Genomic DNA, 998 nt, shown 5'->3' with positions numbered 1-998 from the left:
GGGCTGTTGATGCTTCACGACGGTGTCTCGAGCGAGGTTCCTCATCAGAGGGGTTTGTTCGGGGGTTTTGTTGTGTGTGTTGGTGGTTTGTTGTGGGCAAGTTATTAAGGGCACATGGTGGATGCCTTGGCATCGAGAGCCGATGAAGGACGTGGGAGCCTGCGAAATGCCCTGGGGAGTTGGCAACCGAGCGTTGATCCGGGGATGTCCGAATGGGGAAACCCAGCTGGAGTTATGTCCAGTTACCTGCACCTGAATGAAATAGGGTGTGTGGAGGGAACGTGGGGAAGTGAAACATCTCAGTACCCACAGGAAGAGAAAACAACCGTGATTCCGAGAGTAGTGGCGAGCGAAATCGGATGAGGCTAAACCTACTTCGTGTGATACCCGGCAGGGGTTGCGGAGTGGGGGTCGTGGGAGTGTCGTTGCTGCATCTGCCGGTGTGGCGCACAGTCAGAAACCGTATGTGAGGTCGAAGTCCGTTGGAAAGCGGTGCCGGAGCGGGTGATAGCCCCGTAGACGACAATGTGCGGCTGTGTTCGACACCTCCCAAGTAACACGCCACTCCTGGAATGGTGTGTGAATCTGGCGGGACCACCCGTTAAGCCTAAATACTCCTCGATGACCGATAGCGGACCAGTACCGTGAGGGAAAGGTGAAAAGTACCCCTGGCGGGGAGTGAAATAGTACCTGAAACCATGTGCCTACAATCCGTTGGAGCTCACCTTGTGTGGGTGACAGCGTGCCTTTTGAAGAATGAGCCTGCGAGTTTGCGTTGTGTGGCGAGGTTAACCCGTGTGGGGAAGCCGTAGCGAAAGCGAGTCCTAATAGGGCGGTTGAGTCGCACGATCAAGACCCGAAGCGGAGTGATCTATCCATGGGCAGGTTGAAGCGCCGGTAAGACGGCGTGGAGGACCGAACCCACTTCAGTTGAAAATGGAGGGGATGACCTGTGGATAGGGGTGAAAGGCCAATCAAACTCCGTGATAGCTGGTTCT

General features: G+C 55.5%; 1 rRNA gene. It reads left to right on the top strand.

Annotation, left to right across the window (positions count from 1 at the left end):
- Nucleotides 1–94: 94 nt before the first annotated feature.
- Nucleotides 95–998, top strand: a 23S ribosomal RNA gene (locus E7Z54_RS19585); the annotation flags it as partial.

Origin of the sequence: Nocardioides sp. (assembly GCF_004803405.1) — a bacterium.
GTDB lineage: Bacteria > Actinomycetota > Actinomycetes > Propionibacteriales > Nocardioidaceae > Nocardioides > Nocardioides vastitatis.
The sequence above is the reverse complement of the archived record's forward strand: the minus strand, read 5'-3'. Positions and strand labels throughout refer to the sequence as shown.